Here is a 17744-nt window from a genome sequence, read left to right as displayed (position 1 = left end):
AAGAATTCAGGTTGCTGCTGCAGGCAGCCCCTCGACGCGCCTTGGCAGCAGGGCTTCGAAGACCACCTGCCCGGCCTCGTTGCGCGCGGCGATACGCCCCCCATGCGCGCGCACGAACTGATCGACGATGTACAGACCCAGCCCCAGGCCCTTGCTCTGGTGGAAGCTGGCCTTGAACGGCTCGAACAACCGCGGCAGCAGCGCGTCGTCGATCCGGCCGGCGTTGCTCACACGCAACAGCACGCTGCGGGGGTCGCGCCCGTCCACCTCCACCCTCGCCTCGCTGCCGTGGGTCAGCGCATTACCGACCAGGTTGGCGGCAACCTGGCCTAGACGGTCCAGATCGCCCTGCAGCCGCGTATCACCGTGCATGTCCAGATGGATCCGGCCTGCCCCATGCGCACTGCCCGCCTCAGCCACCACCGCGCGGGTCACGTCGGCCAGGTCGCAGGCACTGGCCTGCAGGCGCAGGCCACCGCTGCGGATCCGCGAGAAGTCCAGCAACTGCTCGACCATGCGTGCCATGCGCAGGGTGCTGGCCTCCAGGTACTGCAGCGTCTGCTGCGCGCCAGTGTTGTCTTCGGGAAGATCCAGCGCCAGCTTGTCGGCACACAGCAGGATGGCCGACAGCGGCGTGCGCAGGTCGTGGGTCAGTACCGCGGCCATCGTTTCGTTGAGCTTGAGCGCGCGTTCCAGCGCCTCGTTGCGCGCCTTCAGCAGCTGCCGCTGCTGGTACAGCTCGATGAAGACATTGACCTTGCTCAGGATCACCTGTGGCGCCACCGGCTTGTGCAGGAAATCGACCGCGCCGCTCTCGTAGCCCTTGAACACGCGCAGGGGATCATCCGGGGAGGCGGTCAGGAAGATGATCGGCACGTCGCGGCTGCGATGCGAACCGCGCATCAGTTCGGCCAGGGTGAAGCCATCGATCTCCGGCATGTGCACGTCAAGCAGGGCCAATGCCACCTCGTGCTCGAGCAGCAACTCCAGCGCCTGCGCACCCGAGCCGGCCAGCAGCAGGTTGACCCCTTCTCGCTGCAGCAGGGCCTGCATGGCTACCAGGTTCTGCGGCACGTCATCGACGATCAGCAGGTTGACCGGGGTCTGCGGCTGCGCAGGGTCCGGTGGCAACAGGTTCATGCAAACAACTCCTTCAGGCGGCGACACATCAGTTCAAGGGGCAGCACGGCATCGGCGCCGGCATGCTGCAGGGCGGAAGCCGGCATCATCGACGCCTCGGCCTCCTCGGGACATTGCAGCCAGGCACGGCCACCGGCGGCGCGCACCGCAGCCACGCCTTCACTGCCATCGCTGCTGGCACCGGTCAGCAGCAGGGCCAATACCTGCCCGCCGAACACTGCAGCAGCGGAGTCGAACAGTGGATCGATGGCCGGACGGGAAAACAGCACCGGCGCATCCACCGACAACGCCACCGATCCCTCGTCCTCCACCAGCAGGTGGTAATCCGGCGGCGCGAACGTCACCGTGCCCGGCTGCAACGGCTGCTTGTCTTCGGCTTCGCGCACCGGCAACGCGCAGTACGGCGCCAGCACCTCGGCGATGCGGCTGGCACGGTCACGCGGCAGGTGCAGCACGGCCAGTACCGGTACGGGCAGCGTACCCGGCAGTGCACCAAGTACCGCCTGCAAGGCGGCCACGCCACCGGCGGACGCGCCGATCACCAGCACGGCTGGACGCGCCGGCAACGCCATCAGGCCACCTTCCGGTACAGGCGATGCTCGCGCGAACAGACATCGAAGGCGTCATGGTGGCACCCAAACTGCAGCGACTCCTTGCTGCCCAGGCCAAGGAAGCCACGGTGCACCAGCGCTTCGCGGAACAGGCCGACGGCGCGGTCCTGCAGATCGCGGTTGAAATAGATCAGCACGTTGCGGCACGACACCAGGTGCACTTCGGAGAACACGGTATCGGTAGCCAGGCTGTGGTCGGCGAACACCACGTTGCGACGCAGCTGGCGGTCGAACACCGCACCATCGTAGGCGGTGGCGTAGTAGTCGGACAGCGACGCCGTGCCGCCGGCGGCCAGGTAGTTGCGGCTGAACTGGGCCATCCGGTCGATGCCATAGGCGCCCGCCTCGGCGGTGGCCAGCGCGGCCGGATTGATGTCGGTGGCATAGACGATGCTGCGATCAAGCAGGCCCTCTTCGTGCAGCAGGATCGCCAGCGACCACACTTCCTCGCCGGTGCTGCAACCGGCCACCCACAACTTCACCGAGGGATAGGTGCGCAGTACCGGCACCACCTGCTCGCGCAGCTCACGGAAGTACGCAGGGTCACGGAACATCTCCGAGACCTGCACGGTGAAGAACTGCATCGCCTGCGCGAACAGGTCCGGCTCGTGCAGCAGGCGGTGCTGCAGATCGGCCAGCCGCCCGCACTCATAGCGCTGCATGGCCTGGCGGATCCGTCGGCGCAGCGACGACACCGCGTAACTGCGGAAATCGTAGTGGTAGCGCTGGTACAACGCTTCCAGCAGCACCTTCAGCTCCAGGTCGAACAGGGCCTGCTCGTTCATTGCCGCGAGCACCAGACCCGGCACAGCGATACCAGCTTGTCGACGTCGATGGGCTTGGCGATGTAGTCGTTGGCACCGGCCTGCAGGCAGCGCTCACGGTCGTCCGGCATGGCCTTGGCGGTCAGCGCGATGATCGGCAGGTCCTGCAGGTGGCGTTGCGCGCGGATCTCGCGCATTGCGGCCAGCCCATCCTTCTCCGGCATCATGATGTCCATCAGCACCAGGTCGACGTCGCGCTCGGCCAGGCGATCCACCGCTTCCTGGCCGTTGCGCGCGATCTCCAGCGTCACGCCCAGCGGCTCGAGCACGCTGGACAGCGCGAAGATGTTGCGCACGTCGTCCTCGGCCAGCAGCACCGTCCGACCGTCGAGCACAGTATCGCGACGGCGCGCCTCGCGCAGCAGGCGCTGCTGGTCGGTTGGCAGGCTGGCCTCCACGCTGTGCAGGAACAGGGTGACCTCGTCCAGCAGGCGCTCGGGCGAACGTGCGCCCTTGATGATGATGCTCTTGGAATAGCGACGCAGGCGCTGCTCTTCCTCGCGGCTGAGCGCGCGACCGGTGTAGACGATCACCGGCGGGAAACCGACATCGTCGTTGCCGGCCATGTGCTCGAGCAGGTCGTAGCCACTGCCGTCGGGCAGCGACAGGTCCATCACCATGCAGTCGAACGTGACCGTGCTGAGCTGTTCCAGTGCGCCGGCCAAGGTGCCCACCGCGACGATCTGCAGCTGGTCGCGGCCCAGCAACAGTTCCAGGTTGCGGCGCAGCTCGCTGTCGTCCTCGACGATCAGCAGCCGCCGCACGTCGCGTTGGCTGGTCTGTTCCAGCTGCTCGATGGCCGTCACCAGACGCTCGCGCGTGGTCGGCTTGATCGCGAAACCAATCGCGCCCAGCTCGCGCGCCACCTGGCTGCGATCCATCGCCGAGACCACGTGCACCGGGATATGCCGGGTATCGGGGTTGCGCTTCAGGCGCTCCAGTACGCTCAGGCCGGACACGTCCGGCAGGCCGATATCGAGCAGGATGCCGTTCGGGCGCAATTCGCTGGCCAGGGTCAGCGCCTCTTCGGCGGTCCCGGCCACCACGCAGTCAAAGTCCAGTTCATGGGCCAGGGCCACCAGTGCTTCGGCGAACGTGGCGTCGTCCTCAACGGCCAGGATCAAGCGGCCAGCGCGTTGGCGACGACCGCGGTCATCGGCCACGCTGGGCACCGTCGTGGTCGGCGCCACCGCGGCCGCTGCAGGTACCGGCATCGCCGGCACAGTGGCCGTGGCGGGCGCCGCCACGGGCGCCGCAGAGATGTCAGTGGCGTTCGATGCGGGCGCACCCTGCAACGGCAGTTCCAGGATGAAGCAGCTGCCGCGGCCCGGTTCACTGTCGACCTGGATGCTGCCGCCCATGCGCTCGGCCAGATCGCGCGAGATCGACAGCCCCAGGCCGGTGCCACCGTAGCGGCGGCGGGTGCTGCCATCGGCCTGGCGGAACGCCTCGAAGATGACCTGCAACTGCTCGCGAGCAATGCCGATACCGCTGTCGCAGACCTCGAACCGGATGCGGCCCTGGCCGCCCGCACGCACGTGCAGGCTGACCTTTCCATGCTCGGTGAACTTCACCGCATTGGCCAGCAGGTTCTTCAGAATCTGCTGCAGGCGCTGGCTGTCGACCACCAGCTGGCTCGGCGCCAGCGCATCGGCCTCGATCTGCAGGGCCAGGCCCTTCTGCCGCGCCATCGGCTCGAAGGTCTCGCGCAGGCGCTGCAGCACGCTGTCCGTCACCACCACTTCATCGGCCAGCTCGACGTGGCCGGCCTCGATGCGCGACAGGTCCAGGATGTCATTGATCAGCGACAGCAGGTCGTTGTTGGACGACAGGATCGCGCGCGCATACTTCACCTGTTCTTCGGTGAGCGTGCCGTCCTTGTTGTCGGCCAGCAGCTTGGCCAGGATCAGCGAGCTGTTCAGCGGCGTACGCAGTTCATGCGACATGTTGGCCAGGAACTCGGACTTGTAGCGCGAGGTGGCGGCCAGTTCGTTGCTGTTGCGCACCAGCTGGCTCTGCGCGACCAGCAGCGCCTGCTTCTGCGCCTCCAGCTCGTGGGTGCGCTCTTCCAGCTGGACGTTGCTCTGTTCCAGCTCGGCCTGCTGTTCTTCCAGATGGCTCTGCGACTGCAGCAGGCTGCGGCTCTGCTCTTCCAGTTCCTCATTGGCCACGCGCAGCTCTTCCTGCTGGGCCTGCAGCTCCTCGCCCTGGCGCTGGGATTCCTCCAGCAGCACCACCAACTGTGCACGCAGCAGTGATGCGCGCAGCGCCATGCCGATGGTCTCTGCACAGCGCTCCAGCAGCTCGACATCGAGTCGATCCTGTTCGCCGGCGCGGGTGCGTCCCAGTTCAACGATGCCCACGACCGCACCATCGCTGCTGATCGGCGCCAGGATGCGCTCGCGCACCGGCAAGCGCCCCAGGCTGGTCTGCAGCTCAAGCACCGAATCGTCACCCCCGTGCAGGTGGCGGATGCGTTCGTCCCGCGCCACCTGCCCGGCCACGCCCTCCTGCAATGCCAGCGACGCCGGCATGCCGGACGGCAATGCCAGGCCACCGGTCAGCTGCAGTCGCCCCCCTTCCAGGCGGTAGACGGCGGCGACATCCGCCTGTAGCTGGGCCCCCAGGCTGGTTGCCGCGGCCTCGGCGATCTGCTCGGGACCGAGGTCGCCGCGTAGGCTCATCGCCACCGCGTTTTCGGCCTCCTGCAGCCACAACGCCCGCATTGCATCCCGGCGTGCCTGGATCGCGCGGGAAACGATCAGCGCGATCATCAGGAACGCACAGCCGCCGATGCTTCGGTTGACCAGCGAGAACGCCGAATTCGAGCTGGCCGGGGCGATGTTGAACCCGATGACCAGCAGGACGCAGGCGAGCACAGCCACGATGAACGGCGCGCGTGCACTACGCTGGAACACCGTGACGCCCACCGCCAGGAAATAGGCGAGCCAGACGGCATAGCCCAGTGGAACCACCAGCTCCAGGGCGATGGTCGCCCCCAGCAGCACGGCGGAGGTCATCCAGATCCAGCGGTCACGCGTGGTCGCACCAGGACGCATGCAGGTCGGTTCCAGCAAATAAAGGTGGGAGATGGTACCCCGTGTCGTATTCAGCCGCACAGTACGAATGGCACGTGCCATGCCTCTACACACTCTTCACACTGCACTGCCTAGCTTCACGTCCCTCCCAGGGGTAATGCTCATTTCCACGTGGACGCTGCCGCCTCTACGACGTCCGTGCTGACGGACACTTCCCGCCAACTGCGACTGCTGATCGACAGCGTGCGCGACCATGCGCTGTACCTGCTTGATCCTGATGGCATGGTCTGCAGCTGGAACCCGGGCGCGGAGCGCATCAAGGGCTATTCAGCCGATGAAGTGATAGGCACGCACTTTGGCCGTTTCTATCTGGCTGCCGATCGTGAGGCAGGTGAACCGCAGCGCCTGCTCCGCCATGCAGCTCAACATGGCCACGTTGCCAGTGAAGGGTGGCGGGTACGTCGCGATGGCTCCTCGTTCCGTGCCAGCGTGGTCATCGAGCCGGTCGTCGAGGCAGGCGAGCTGCTCGGCTTCGTCAAGATCACCCGCGACATCACCGAGCAGTGGCAGGCACAACGACTGCTGCGCGACGCCCAGCGTGCGCTGCGCAACACCCAGCAGTTCGAAACCGTCGGCCGCCTCAGCCGCGGCCTTTCACACGAATTCAACAACCTGCTGACCACCATCGGCAACGCGCTGGACCTGCTCTCACTGCGTGTAAGCGGTGACGATGCGCGTGCCGCCGAGCTGCTGGATGCTGCACAGGCAGCCACCGACCGCGGCGCGCTGTTGACCCGCCAGTTGCTGGCGTTCAGCACCGGCCAGACGCTGATCCGCGAGCCACTGGACATCAATGCCCTGGTACTGCAAGGGCTGCCGGACCTGCAACGCGCCTGCCCGCCCACGGTGACGCTGGATGCCCATCTCACCCCCGGCCTGCCGCAGGTGAGCACCGATGCGATGCAGCTGCAGACCGCCCTGGCAAACCTGGTGGCCAATGCCGTGGAGGCCACCGCCGATGGCGGCCGCATCCTGATCGGCACCGCACTGGAACATCGCCTCGACCCGGATGCGGACACCACGCTGCAACGCGGCTATGTCACCCTCAGCGTCTGCGACGAAGGCCACGGCATGGCCGCCGACATCGCCGAGCGGGCCAGCGAGCCCTTCTTCACCACCAAGGACATCGGCAAGGGCAGCGGCCTGGGCCTGAGCCAGGTGTTCGGATTCACTACCCAGAGCGGCGGCTTCGTCGATGTGTCCACCACCCCCGGTGTCGGCACCACGGTCAGCCTGCTACTCCCCGCAACAGAGGATGCAACCGATGACCGATGAACCGATCCGCGTACTGATGGTGGAGGACCAGACCGATCTGCGTGAGATGATCGGGCTGGCGCTGCGCGACCTTGGCATCGATGTGGCCACGACCGCCGACGCGCATGAGGCCGCCGCCCTGCTGAAGGGCGAAGCACGTTTCGACGTGGTGTTCAGCGACGTCAGCATGCCCAACGGCATGTCCGGCATCGAGCTGAGCGAGCATGTGGCGCGCGAGCAACCGCAGGCTCGGATGATCCTGTCGTCCGGTTATGCGCGCTCGCAGCTGCCGCCGCTGCCGGAACAGGTGGAGTTCCTGCCCAAGCCGTATCGGCTGCGCCAGCTGGTGCAGCTGCTGAAGCAGGCGTAAGCCACGGCGCCCCGGCCGCAAGCCCCTGCGGTCAATCCTTCATCGCCCCCCGCTGGAACGACGCGAGCAGCGTGGAGGCCGCCGCGGCCGGCGCCAGCCGACCACGTGCGAGTGACCAGGTGATGCCGTAGAAACACGTCCAGTAGAAGTCCGCGAGCCACACTGCGGTGAAACCGACGTTGAACTCTCCGGCCGCCTGACCACGCAGGAAAAAGGCCTCGAAGCGCTCGCCGATCGGCGCCCAGCGCTCCGGCAGCAGATGCAGGTCGCCCTGGCGCTGCTGCTCTTCCATCATCCGCGCGAACAGCAGCGTCACCAGTTCCCAGTCCGCCAGCAGCGTGGCGGTGACCTGCTCCAGCACGTGGCGTGCATCACCGCCCTCGTCGAACCAGACCGCCGCCGCTTCCAGACGCTCGAAGCCTGCGGCGAACAGTGCTTCGTCTATCGCTTCACGTGTCGGTGCAAACCGATACAGCGTGGCCCGGCTGATGCCTGCCCCCTGCGCCAGTTCGCTGAGCGTGCAACGCGGATGGCTGACCAGGGTGGCTGCCAGGGCGTGGTGCAGGTCGCGGCGGGTGCGTGCTGCGGCAGGTCGCATGAAAGCGCTGAGGTGTGGGTTCACCCTCACGCTAGCATGAATCATCAATTAATAAACTGAATCACGGATGATTCATCCGAATCACCAATGCGCTAAAACGGGTGTGCGTCCGGTGCACCCGGGTCGGTGCGCGACAGGGAACGCGTCACAGGCATCGAAGGAGACAACGCCATGCTGCATCCACTACGCGATATCGCTGTACTGTTCGACGCCAGCGACACCGGGAACCGCGTTCTCAACATCGCCGCCCATCTGGCGCAGGCGCAGCAGGCGCATCTGGTCGCAGTCTCCACCGCCCAGCATCCCACCGACATCGCCAACGGCTTCGCGCGCGGCGCCGGCATCGCCGCCGCGCTCGACCATGAGGCGCGCGCGGATGCCGCCTGCACCGCACAGCTGATGCAGAACCTGCGTGCCGTGTCCGAGCCGCTGCAGATCAGCACCGAACTGCGCATCGTCTCGGACTATCTGGGCGGCGCCGACCTGGCCCTGCAGTCGCTGTACTGCGACCTGATCATCGCCGGCTATCCGCGCACGCCCGGCGCCCCTTCTGGCTGGCACCCGCTGGGCACGCTGCGCCAGACCGGCGTGCCGATGCTGTTGGTGCCGCCGCATTGGCAAGGCGATCAGGTAGGCCATCGCATTGTGGTGGCCTGGAATGCCAGCAAGCAGGCACGTCGCGCGGTGGCCGATGCGCTGCCCCTGCTCGCACGTGCACAAGCGGTGCACCTGCTGATGGTCGACACGCCCAAGGCCGAGGCCACACCCGGCGCAGAGATGGCCCAGCATCTATCGCGGCATGGCGTTGAAGTGGAGATCCAGACGATCAGTTCGAGCCAGGGCGGCGTTGCCGCAACCATCCGCCAGCACGTACTCGATGCCGACGCAGACCTGCTGGTGCTGGGCCCTTACAGCCGCAGCCGGGTGGTCGAGCGCGTGCTCGGCGGAGTCACCGAGGATCTGCTCGCCGAAGTACCGGCGCCGCTGTTCGTATCACATTAGTGCCACCCTGCCCCGCCCGGCGGTAGCCAGTCAGCGATTGACCGGTATGCCGCCGGAAGTAGCGACACAGGTAGGACGCATCCTCGAAACACAGGCGCTCGGCGATGCGACCGATCGGCAATTCGCTGTAGGTGAGCAGTGCATTGATCTCCAGCACCACCTGACGGTCGATCAATGCCTTCGGCGTCTCGTCGAAGCACTCGCGGGTCAGCTGCGAAAGATAGAACGGGGTGATGCACAGCGCCTCGGCGTAGGACTGCACGTCACGTTGGCGCGTGCTGCGCTGCCCGACCAGCTCCCAGAAGCTCCAGGCCAGGCGCTCGCGTCGGCTGACCTGCGCGGGCGCCCGCTTCTGCTTCGGCAGCAACGTGGCCATCTTCAGGAAGAAACTCTGCAGGAGATTGCGCAGCATCACGTGGCGATGCCGTCCACCGTTGTGCTGCGCGTCCATCATCAGCTGCAACCATCCCTGCAGCAACGGCACATCCAACGGTGACGGCCGGCAGTGCGGCTGTTCGTGCAGGAACTGGAACAGCGCATTGGGCAACACATAGGCCACCTCCGATGCCAGCGCTTTGGGCATCAGGCAGACCATCGCCAGGAAGCCGCGCGAGCGATGCCGCAGCAGCGCCAGCGTGTCCTCTGCCAGCACCAGCACATCATGACGCTGCACCGCTACTTCGCGGAAATTCAGTGCAAAGCGCGCGCACCCCGAGACGCATACCAGTACCACCAGATAGGCGTGACCGAACGACAACGGGACGCCCTGTCCTTCGGCCAGCGTACTGACCTCCAGCCGCATGGATTCGTCCTGGTCCAGAAGCTGGGGTACGCGGTCCATGGGCCGATCCGGCGGTATTCCGGGCCCCAGCATACCCGGGCTCGACCATCAGTTGTGAAAAGTACCGAAACCATCAAGGTCCCGTTCTGGGCCGGTCGCGCCTGGCGACCTAGCCTGTGCACTCTCTTTGTCTCCTTGGAATCGACATGCAGCTGCACACCTAACGCTTGATCCTTCGCCCCTGGCGAGACACCGACGCCGCCGATCTGTACGAGTACGCCCGCGACCCGCGCGTGGGTCCGATCGCCGGTTGGCCGGTGCACACCAGTGTCGAGGAAAGTACCGAAATCATCCGCACCGTCTTCAACCAGCCAGAGGTCTACGCACTGCAGAACCGCGAAGACGGCCGCGCCATCGGCTGTGTCGGCATCCTGATCGGCGCTGACAGCAACTTCGAGATCAGCGACCGCGAAGGCGAGATCGCCTACTGGATCGGCGTACCGTACTGGGGCCGTGGGCTGGTCCCCGAGGCGGTGCGCGAAGTGATGCGGCATGCATTCCTGCAGCTGGAGCTGGAAGCGCTGTGGTGCGGCTACTTCGCTGACAACCTGCAATCGCTCACCGCGCAGAGCAAATGCGGTTTCCAGCATCACCATACCGAAGTGAACAAGTTCAACAGCTTCCTTGGCGACTACCGTACCGAGCACATCAGCCGCATCACCCGGGAGCAATGGTGTGCCCTGCAGGCCGCCACACCGGTTTGAGCCGGATTCAGCCCGACGTGCGCTGCATGAACAGAAGTTCCGGCGTTGAGGACGCTTCAACCTGCTGGAAACCGAGATCGCGGTACAGGGCCACGGCGGCCGTGTTGTCAAGATAGACGCGCAGAGTGAGGCGTTGGATACCGCTTTCGCGCAGCGCCTGTGCACTCAAGGACTGAACGAGCAGCCGGCCAAGGCCGCGCCCGCGTGCCAGTGGGGAAACAATGATGCGGCCCAGGTGCGCGGTGCCGGCGCCAGTCATCCAGTACTGGCCGAAGCCTACACAAACACCCTGCTCGTCCAGCAGCGCCCAGCCCGGGCGCACCTCGAGCTCAAGCACCTGCGCGAACCGCTGCGGCGGTAGTGGAAACGGCACACCCTGGCCTGCCCAGCGCTGGGTGGCCCCGGCGGATTCGGGCCAGCTGGCGACGGTGGCGTAGTTCGAAGGCTGGACGGGGCGAAGGTTCGGTTCCATGACATTCATGGTGCGCCATTTGCACCGGATAGACACGCTTCATGGCCGCACTTGAGTTTTGTCATAGGACAATAAACAATTCCAGACGTCCAGTCGTCACGCCCCAGGCGCGGTGGCACCCAACCCATCCCAGTTCCGGGAGATCCCATGTTCAATGGCCTCAGCGCGTTTCCCCTGACCCCGCTCTCTGAAGCCGGCATCGACTTTCGGGCATTTGCGCACCTGATCGAGCGCCTGGCTGATTCCGGTGTTGATTTAATGGGCGTCCTGGGCTCTACGGGTAGCTACGCCTATCTTGAAAAGCCCGAGCGCAAGCGGGTGCTGCGCGAAGCACTCGCGCATGCCGGGGGCGTACCGGTGATCGCCGGAATCGGTGCACTGCGCACCCGCGATGTGCTGGCACTGGCGCTGGATGCGGAGGATGCAGGTGCTGCAGGCCTGCTGCTCGCCCCCGTGTCTTACCAACCCCTGAAGGATCATGAGGTGCAAGCGCTGTTCGAAACAGTATGCGCAGCGGTGCGCACGCCGATCTGCGTCTACGACAATCCGGGCACCACGCATTTCCGCTTCACCGATGCGTTGCATGGCCGCATCGCCGCATTGCCCAACATCGCTTCGATCAAGATCCCGCGCCTCGCAGATGATCCGGCTGAGGCGGCCGCGCGCGTTGCTGCACTCCGCGCGTGCGTTCCCGCGCATGTGGCGCTGGGCGTCAGTGGTGACGCGTCGGCCGTACGTGGACTGCTGGCGGGGTGCGATGGCTGGTATTCGATAACTGCCGGACTGTTCCCCGAGGTTGCGCTGCAGATCGTGCGGGCCGTGGGTAACAGCGATGCCGAAGGTGCCATTGCCCTCTCTGCACGACTGGCGCCGCTGTGGTCGTTGTATGACCGCTTTGGCGGGATTCGCGTCATGGCCTGCGCGGCGGCGCTGCTGGGGTTGTGCGGCGAGGACTGCCTGCCACTGCCGTTGCAGGGGCTGCGGGGCGGCGAGCGCGAGGAGGTGGCGGCGGTGCTGGGTGGGCTGGGGCTGCTGTAGAAGCCCGGCGAGCGGTTGCCGTGCAGTGTGGCGGGTGGTGACCCCGGCCCGATTCGAACGGGCGACCTTCCCCTTAGGAGGGGGATTTCGTCGCCCGATCAATCAACGACTTACGAAGTGCATGGGACCGGCATGGGTCCATTTGCGCTCAAACACCCCTGCGCATCTGCTCCAGCCCTGCCCTCACCCACGCTTTGCTGCGGACGTCCCTCGCTCGGGGCTTGGTCTCAGCCGGCGGCTTGCGCAGTTCGAGCGCCGCCTTGATCCGCTCGACCTCCTTCGCTCCGGCCTCGGCCAGGCGCCGGGCCTGTTGCCGCTGCTCGCGGGTTGGCGGCAGACCGGGCAGTGGTGGGGGCAACTGGATCGGCGTGCTATCGGTCAGTCGGGCGACTGCCTCACGCAGCGGCAGCTCGGGATACAGCCTGGCCGCACACCAGCGCTCGGCGTACCGCTTCGCCTGCCGGACATTGGCCGCGCGCACTTCCTTCACCTGCCACATCTTCTGGCCTTCCATCCATAGCCGGACCCCTGGACCGCCGTCGGGCGTGACGCTGGCCGTCTCGCGGCCGTTGTACCAGAGCGCCCAGCGCTCACCGGTCTGGACCCAGCCAGCGGGGATCGGGGCGGTGCGGAAACCTTGGTAGCCGTGCGAGGGAAGCATGGCCGGAAGGATACGACCGGCCGTCGCAGATCCTGCGAACGCGGCGGCGACCTGTCTGAATCGTTCTGTCGCTAGAACGTCGATTCACATCGTCACCTCGCCAATTCCGTTGCTATCCATCCGTGATGTAGGCTTCAGCTGCCTTGGGGAACGGAGCTACGTGATGAGGATGGAGACGAGAGGACCCGAGCGAGGGATCTGCAACATATGTGGCGAAATGGGGAAGCTCACCGAAGATCACATTCCACCGAAAGGTGTGCCTCGAGTCGGGCAGGTGTATCTATCCAATCTCGTCGAATCCCTGGGTGCAGAGAAGGCAGGCAAAGGGTCTCGCCTGTTTCAGAACGGGGTCAAGTATCGTTCGATCTGTAGGGTCTGCAATGGAGACCTGCTCGGGGCTGCCTATGATCCCCACCTCATCAGCTTTTGTAGGGCCGTGGAGACTGCATTCCGTGAGCGCCTGTATCTACCCCAAGATTTTGAGGTGAAACAGAATCGCCTCTTCCGCTCCGTAATAGGCCATCTCCTCGCTCATGGAGTTGGCCTTCATCGCACGGGTCCGTTTCCTTCTTCAAAGACGGACTACTTCCTCGACCCGAAAATGTCCTTTCCAAGCAATTTGAGGCTTTACTGCTGGGTGTATCCGTACCAGCGACAGGTCATTTCTCGGTGGATGGCGAGCATCTTCGATACTCGATATTCCGGAGAGTCGTTCATTTTCTCAATTGCAAAGTTTTTCCCGGTCGCGTGGCTCTGCTCCAGCGCAGATCTGCCACCTTACATTCAGCCTGGCGTCGTTCGCGTCGACTCATTGGCAACGGGCGATGTTGATGACACGGCGGTGATCACACTAAGTCCCAGCAGCGTCCCTCGACCCACATGGCCGGAGGCTCCCGGGGATAACGGAGCGGTTTTCTTGAACAGACGGGGCACCGTGGCAACCCCGCGACGCGGGAACTGGTAGTCCCAACAATCACGCGGCAGCTGCATCCCCCTAGATATCTTCAGCGCATGTGCGGCCGATTCGTCCAGCTCCCAGTGATCGACTTTGGCCAGCCGGGGCTGGCTGACCTTGCCCCTGGCCTGGCCGAGATCCAGCCCAGCTACAACCTCGCGCCGACACAGCGCGCCTCGGTGATCCTGGACCGCGGCGAAGGCCGGCGGGTCACCCGGCTGGCGTGGGGCCTGTTGCCGTTCTGGGCCAAGGCCAAGGGCCTGCAGGGATCGACCATCAACGCCCGGATCGAGACGGTGGCAACGAAGCCGGCCTTCCGGTCGGCGTTCAAGAAGCGCCGCTGCGTCATTCCGATGGCCGGCTACTACGAGTGGTCGGTCAGCCCCGAGGACGGCAAGAAGGACCCGTGGTTCATCCACGCGGCCGGGCCGCTGCTCGCCGCCGGCCTGTGGGAGGACACCAGCCCCCTGCTGCCCGACGGCAACCTGGGCAGCTTCACCATCATCACCGGGGACAGCAGCGGTGTGTCGGCCGACATCCACGACCGCATGCCGGTGTGGCTGCAGGCCGATCAGCTCGATGACTGGATGGCGGCCAGCGCCGACGATGCCATGGCCATGCTGCTGGCCAGCGAACCACCGGCGATGGAGGCCTACCGGGTCAGCCGCGCGGTCAATACGCCGCGGAACAACCGCGAGGACCTGCTGCTACAGGTCGAGTGAGAGAGGGCCGAGCCAGGCTCGACCCTCCCTGCGCCTTACTTGAACAGCCCTGTGCGGCTGAAGTAGATGATCGGGCTGTTATCGCTGTCGGAGCCGATGAAGCATCCAGCCGAAGGGGACCACACGATGCCCTCCGGGGTGGGCATAAGCGTGCCTGCCAACGGAGCGGGAATGTCAGTGGCCTGGAAGGTGGCGCCGTTGTCGCGGCTGATGAACTGCCTGGCACTGACCACGCCTGGGCCGGACATGTAGGGTTGGATCACCAGCAGTCGCAGCGTTTCGTCGTAGGCGACGAACCCGGGTTGATTGTATCCGGCAGGAATTCCGGGGAGGTCAGTCGGGCGGATGGGCCTTTCAAACGTGAGCCCACCATCGCGAGAAATGACGTAGCCGCTGATACTGGTAGTTGAATCAGTGCCGGACACCCAGATTTCTCCGTTCGGCAAGCTGGCTACACCATGCCGGGAGTTGATGTTCACACCTGCCGGGGGCGTGTAGTAGGCCCACGCTGTAGCGGTGGGGTCGGCCGTGCATACAGCGTATCCCACTGAACCACCGGTCGCCGCGTGCGGAAGACACACGGCCCGATCAAACTTGGCGCTGTAGGCGACGTTGTAATAGTTCCCGGTATTGCTCTTGTTGGCCGGCGCGGCTCCACCAGCATTGAGCGTGAGGATTCGGCGGGTATAGGCACCAGCGCCCACCGCGATGAAGATGTTCCACTCGGGGATCCATTTAACGAACTGCCAAGCCGAGTCGTAGGGGGTGTAGCTGCGCCCCCAGGTGAGTCCGCCATCGAGGCTCCGCGCAACGTAGTGACCGCAGGCGACAAGCACCTGGTCACGGTCGTTGTAGGCAAAGGACCGGGTGTAGTACGGCGTCCCCGGATCTGGCGGCTGGACGATCCGCGTCCAGGTCACGCCCTTGTCGTCCGACCACCAGATGTTTCCGTCATGGCCGCCCATCAGCAGGCGCCCAGCCCCGTTGAACTTGATGGCGTAGGGCACGCCGCGCCATTCCATGCTGCCGCGAGTGCGGGCCTGCCATGCACCATCCCACAGGACGACGCTCACCGTGCCCTTCCACAGGTAACTCCGGCCGCGCGAGTCGCTGACCAGTAGCGACAGGCTCAGCAGCTTCTCGTAGTTGATGCCAGCCGACGGGACCGTGTGGTCCCACTCGAAGGTGTCGACAAAGAGAATCTTGTTCTGCCGGTGACGGATGCCGTTGCCGGCAACGTTGATCGTCGCCGCACCCGCCGGCGCCACGCCGGTAACGTTGGAGTCGTAGACCCGGTTCTTGCTGGCGGACATGACCCGGTTGCCCTCGGCCGAGTCGATCACCTCACCGGCAAGGTTTCGGTATTCCAGCATCACCGAGGCACCGGCGTTGCCCGCCGACGATGCGCCCTGGCGCACCTGGCACTTCGCGTGCGTCACCTGCCCGGGCTGAACCGAGTATCGGGCGGTGCTGGAAATACGGGATTCGCCCCAGTTGCCGTAGTAGCCAGCCGCCCACAGGCCGGTCGGCGGGTTCTCGGTGCTGATCTTCCAGCCGGGACCACCGATCCAGCCAGAGTCGCCGGCCTCGAACCCAGGATTGACGATAGGCGCGAGGCCGGACACATAGGCAGGCCAGGCCAGGACGACCTCCTGCGTGGCTTGGTCGACATACAGGCGGTAGCCCTCGGGCAGCTTGTCGCCGTCGATCTGCCGTACCTGGCAGGCGCCGATACCGTTCTTGATCTGCAGGCGGCCCTCGTAGGCGGCCGAAGGCTCGGCGCTGGGAAACAGGCCGGCGACGTACAGCGCCTTCTGCCCCAGCTGCTGGTCCAGGTCCGGGCGGTCAAAGATGCGCGCGGTCATGTCAGCTGGCCCTCTGGCCGACCAGGTACACCCGCAGCCCCTTGGCATTGGCGGTGCCGAGCTGGTCGACGTCGATCGTGATTTCATCGCCCTTGGCCAGGATGTTGCCGCCGGCCTCGTACACGGCGGGGATCGCCGCGGTCTGCGTACTGCGCTCGTTGTTGTCGAAGGTCAGCTTCGTCGACAGGATGCTGGTCCCGTTCCGGTTGACGTCCACGGTGAACACCACGCCGGTGGCCTGGGCGGTGGACAGGGTGGCGTAGATGCCGCCATTGGCGACGGTGTCCAGCATCAGCCCGTAGGGCAGGATCAGACTGTCCTTGCCCACGCCGGTGCCGATGTTGGAGCCGATCAGCACCGATCGGTCGATCAGGGCGAAGCACTGCAGGTCAACGGAAGCGGCCACGCGCAGCAGGTCGCCGGCAGCCACCCACGCGTCAGCATCCGGCGCAATGCAGGTGCCGCTGATGATGCAGCCCTGCGCGCGGGTCTTAGCCTGGAAACTCGGCGGCACGGTGAGCGGTCCGCCGCCCTCGACGGCGAGCGTCACCTGGCCGGCGCCCACCTGCAGCACCGAGAAGAACTGCCCTTCCTTCCAGTCGGCGCTACCGCCGGTGTTCGCCCGCATGGTCAGGGTGATCGGCGTGGCCGAGTTGGCCAGGATCAGGGTGTTGTGCATGTCCCCGGCCAGCGTGGTGTTGCCGGTGACGCTGACAATCCGAGGCGCAACCGTGTAGACCGGCGGTTCACCGATCCACGGCCTGGCGTAGCCGCGCAACGTGGTGAAGCCCTGAACGCCGTCAGCCAGCGGCACCTTGAACCGAATCGCCGGCGGCGCACCATCGACACCCGGCACGATCAGGAATTCCCCTACCCCAGCCGCATCAACCGGCCGGGACACCTTGTAGTTTCCAGCACCGGCAGTGATCTCGACTGCGGTGTCGTAGAACAGCGGGCTCAGCACGTCCGCGCCGGCCAGAGGGAAGTCGGTCACCTCCCCGTCGCCCTCGAACGTCCACAGCCGCGGCGTGATTCCGATCGTGCCGCCACCGCCCTGGATCTGCTCAATCAGCACCAGCGCACTGCGAAGGTTCAGGGCGTCCGCCAAGGCCGTGGCGTCGCCCACGTTGGTGATGCGGCTGCCCTTGGCGTCCCAGACGAACTCGCCCGTAACCGGGTCCTGGACCAGCTGCATGCCGTTGTCCAGCAGCTGCTGCAGCTGCATCACCCGGTAGTCGAAAGCGTCTTCGTGGATCTCCGGCAGGAATGCGCCCTGGTTGGTGATGTCCGTCGGCTGGTCCATCGGGACCGTGCGCAGGATCAGGATGTCGGCATTCAGCGCAGGCGGGACGTTGAAGGTCACCACGCTGGCCGGCTGCCGCAGCCCGGCCACCGTGTACTGCGCCGGCGGCACCAGGTGATAGACCGGGTGCGTGCCGGTGAACACCTGGATGTGGCTCGACAGGAATGCCCTCGGCCCGTTGAACGCGGTGGCGACGCCGTTCCCCACGTAGGTCTTGCGGCGGTCATTTGCGGAAATGGTCATGGGTGCATCGGCTCCAGAAAGAAGAAGCCCGCATCTGCGGGGC

16 protein-coding genes are annotated in these 17744 nt (G+C 65.6%); 6 read left to right on the top strand and 10 right to left on the bottom strand.

Annotated features, from left to right (window positions below; all coding sequences use genetic code 11):
- Window positions 1-6: 6 nt before the first annotated feature.
- The 4 genes from ACTJJM_RS05870 to ACTJJM_RS05855 are packed head-to-tail and all read right to left on the bottom strand — an operon-like array spanning window position 7 to window position 5634.
- Window positions 7-1140 carry a hybrid sensor histidine kinase/response regulator gene (locus tag ACTJJM_RS05870; RefSeq protein WP_010482609.1) on the bottom strand — a complete coding sequence of 378 codons (1134 nt, stop codon included), beginning with the start codon at window positions 1138-1140 and terminating at the stop codon, window positions 7-9.
- Complete coding sequence (locus ACTJJM_RS05865; RefSeq protein WP_049449145.1) at window positions 1137-1712, bottom strand: chemotaxis protein CheB; 576 nt, start codon at window positions 1710-1712, stop codon at window positions 1137-1139. Before ACTJJM_RS05865 ends, ACTJJM_RS05870 begins: the two co-directional genes overlap by 4 nt.
- Entirely contained in the window at window positions 1712-2536 is an 825-nt protein-coding gene (locus tag ACTJJM_RS05860) for a CheR family methyltransferase (RefSeq protein ID WP_440865302.1), read from the bottom strand. Before ACTJJM_RS05860 ends, ACTJJM_RS05865 begins: the two co-directional genes overlap by 1 nt.
- Window positions 2533-5634, bottom strand: a complete 3102-nt coding sequence (locus ACTJJM_RS05855; protein ID WP_440865301.1) for a response regulator — start codon at window positions 5632-5634, stop codon at window positions 2533-2535. Before ACTJJM_RS05855 ends, ACTJJM_RS05860 begins: the two co-directional genes overlap by 4 nt.
- A 150-nt stretch (window positions 5635-5784) precedes the next feature.
- On the opposite strand from ACTJJM_RS05855, the gene ACTJJM_RS05850 reads away from it, so the two are divergent.
- Window positions 5785-6948, top strand: a complete 1164-nt coding sequence (locus ACTJJM_RS05850; RefSeq protein ID WP_425531760.1) for a two-component system sensor histidine kinase NtrB — start codon at window positions 5785-5787, stop codon at window positions 6946-6948.
- Entirely contained in the window at window positions 6938-7297 is a 360-nt protein-coding gene (locus ACTJJM_RS05845; protein ID WP_049453150.1) for a response regulator, read from the top strand. The genes ACTJJM_RS05850 and ACTJJM_RS05845 overlap by 11 nt, the downstream gene beginning before the upstream one ends.
- A 31-nt stretch (window positions 7298-7328) precedes the next feature.
- On the opposite strand, the gene ACTJJM_RS05840 is transcribed toward ACTJJM_RS05845, so the two are convergent.
- A complete protein-coding gene (locus tag ACTJJM_RS05840) occupies window positions 7329-7895 on the bottom strand; it encodes a TetR/AcrR family transcriptional regulator (protein ID WP_049453152.1) in 567 nt (188 codons plus the stop codon).
- Between the two features lie 171 nt (window positions 7896-8066).
- Here ACTJJM_RS05840 and ACTJJM_RS05835 point away from each other — a divergent pair, with 171 nt between their 5' ends.
- Window positions 8067-8897: a universal stress protein gene (locus ACTJJM_RS05835; protein WP_241888321.1), complete on the top strand. Its 831-nt coding sequence runs from the start codon at window positions 8067-8069 to the stop codon at window positions 8895-8897.
- On the opposite strand, the gene ACTJJM_RS05830 is transcribed toward ACTJJM_RS05835, so the two are convergent.
- The gene (locus ACTJJM_RS05830) at window positions 8845-9738 is read right to left on the bottom strand and encodes a helix-turn-helix domain-containing protein (protein WP_311069131.1); all 894 of its coding nucleotides are present in this window, start codon (window positions 9736-9738) and stop codon (window positions 8845-8847) included. The two genes, ACTJJM_RS05835 and ACTJJM_RS05830, sit on opposite strands and share 53 nt — an antisense overlap.
- A gap of 167 nt (window positions 9739-9905) precedes the next feature.
- Between ACTJJM_RS05830 and ACTJJM_RS05825 the strand changes: the two genes are divergently transcribed.
- Window positions 9906-10442 (top strand): GNAT family N-acetyltransferase, encoded by a 537-nt coding sequence (locus tag ACTJJM_RS05825; protein ID WP_311069130.1) that lies wholly within the window; start codon window positions 9906-9908, stop codon window positions 10440-10442.
- A gap of 7 nt (window positions 10443-10449) precedes the next feature.
- On the opposite strand, the gene ACTJJM_RS05820 is transcribed toward ACTJJM_RS05825, so the two are convergent.
- Window positions 10450-10914 carry a GNAT family N-acetyltransferase gene (locus tag ACTJJM_RS05820; protein ID WP_224329393.1) on the bottom strand — a complete coding sequence of 155 codons (465 nt, stop codon included), beginning with the start codon at window positions 10912-10914 and terminating at the stop codon, window positions 10450-10452.
- 147 nt (window positions 10915-11061) lie between these two features.
- On the opposite strand from ACTJJM_RS05820, the gene ACTJJM_RS05815 reads away from it, so the two are divergent.
- On the top strand, window positions 11062-11952 hold the full coding sequence (locus tag ACTJJM_RS05815; protein WP_423165838.1) for a dihydrodipicolinate synthase family protein: 891 nt from the start codon (window positions 11062-11064) through the stop codon (window positions 11950-11952).
- 148 nt (window positions 11953-12100) lie between these two features.
- Here ACTJJM_RS05815 and ACTJJM_RS05810 read toward each other — a convergent pair whose 3' ends face one another.
- On the bottom strand, window positions 12101-12613 hold the full coding sequence (locus ACTJJM_RS05810; protein WP_440865300.1) for a hypothetical protein: 513 nt from the start codon (window positions 12611-12613) through the stop codon (window positions 12101-12103).
- A gap of 1011 nt (window positions 12614-13624) precedes the next feature.
- Here ACTJJM_RS05810 and ACTJJM_RS05805 point away from each other — a divergent pair.
- Window positions 13625-14290: an SOS response-associated peptidase gene (locus ACTJJM_RS05805; protein ID WP_440865299.1), complete on the top strand. Its 666-nt coding sequence runs from the start codon at window positions 13625-13627 to the stop codon at window positions 14288-14290.
- A gap of 35 nt (window positions 14291-14325) precedes the next feature.
- Here ACTJJM_RS05805 and ACTJJM_RS05800 read toward each other — a convergent pair whose 3' ends face one another.
- The gene (locus ACTJJM_RS05800) at window positions 14326-16155 is read right to left on the bottom strand and encodes a hypothetical protein (RefSeq protein WP_440865298.1); all 1830 of its coding nucleotides are present in this window, start codon (window positions 16153-16155) and stop codon (window positions 14326-14328) included.
- Between the two features lies 1 nt (window position 16156).
- On the bottom strand, window positions 16157-17701 hold the full coding sequence (locus ACTJJM_RS05795) for a hypothetical protein (RefSeq protein WP_440865297.1): 1545 nt from the start codon (window positions 17699-17701) through the stop codon (window positions 16157-16159).
- Window positions 17702-17744: the final 43 nt, after the last annotated feature.

Origin of the sequence: Stenotrophomonas sp. 22692 (assembly GCF_052045015.1) — a bacterium.
GTDB classification, from domain to species: Bacteria; Pseudomonadota; Gammaproteobacteria; order Xanthomonadales; family Xanthomonadaceae; genus Stenotrophomonas; species Stenotrophomonas geniculata.
Note: the sequence above shows the minus strand (reverse complement) of the source record. Positions and strands in the feature narration are given on the sequence as shown.